This is a genomic window from Acetivibrio ethanolgignens (genome assembly GCF_001461035.1).
In the GTDB taxonomy this organism is placed as follows: domain Bacteria; phylum Bacillota; class Clostridia; order Lachnospirales; family Lachnospiraceae; genus Velocimicrobium; species Velocimicrobium ethanolgignens.
The window spans coordinates 1-901 of record NZ_LNAM01000111.1 but is presented as its reverse complement, the minus strand read 5'-3'; the positions used below and the strand labels follow the sequence as shown (position 1 = coordinate 901).

Genomic DNA, 901 nt, shown 5'->3' with positions numbered 1-901 from the left:
TTTACAAAAATCCATTATCTTAGATAATTTTGAACATGATAAAGCCAGTAGATTTTTTGTCTACTGGCTTCACACAATTTAAATTTTTATTTACCATTTACAATCTTCAAAGTTTTCTAAATCCAACTCAGGTATGTATACCGAAATCCATCTAACCTTATTTGTTTCAGCATCCATTTCAATAAACACACCTTTGTCAGACTCCCATACTTCTTCAAAGTCATCATAAATAAAAGATGGTTCAAATTTTAACATATCTTCTGCTGTAGTCCCAACTCCTATTTTTTCAAATAACTTTCCCTTATAATTATCTAGTGTTGTTATTCGAAATAATTTATTGTTTTTAAGGTGAAACAACAACTCTATATTATTCTGAATATCATATTGAATCCAATCATCAAATATAATTTTTGATGTAACACCTTCCATTTCTAACAAATCTTTTAACTCATCCCTTGTGCTATATAGCTTTATTTCTCCAAATCCCTCAAAGGGTATAATTGGAGCTGTAATATCCAACAACATATTAATTACCTCCTGAAAAAATAATTGTTGCAGTTTCTTTTCCATCTGTTTTGTAAAGACTTTCTGAGCCATTAACTATTTTAATTATACCTTGGTCTGTGGTGCTTATCTTCACATACGGATTGCCACCATGTCTTCCACCACCTGGCGAAACTTGTACTTGAGAAATATTCTTTCCTCCACCAGGATTATTTATCTTTATGATTTGTGCTCCACTTTTTGACCTAGCTGATTTTTGAATTGTGACATCATAACCAGCGTCTGTAAGAGCTTGTGCTATTTCATCTACTGATTTTCCGCTAAATAAACTTGGATTAGCTTTCAAATCATCTATTGAAACCTTCCCATTCTTAATAATAGAATCTAAACCACTCTT

Annotated in this window: 2 protein-coding genes; both read right to left on the bottom strand. The window is 31.3% G+C overall.

The features are described from left to right. Nucleotides 1-90 precede the first annotated feature (90 nt). The gene (locus ASU35_RS05715) at nucleotides 91-525 is read right to left on the bottom strand and encodes a hypothetical protein (protein ID WP_058352087.1); all 435 of its coding nucleotides are present in this window, start codon (nucleotides 523-525) and stop codon (nucleotides 91-93) included. Between the two features lies 1 nt (nucleotide 526). Next, a partial coding sequence (locus ASU35_RS19675) for a hypothetical protein (RefSeq protein ID WP_172794605.1) occupies nucleotides 527-901 on the bottom strand: 375 nt, incomplete at its 5' end.

Excerpts from the sequence above, each read along its gene's own strand:
- ASU35_RS05715 (WP_058352087.1), bottom strand. The coding sequence starts at position 525 with ATGTTGTTGGATATTACAGCTCCAATTATACCCTTTGAGGGATTTGGA.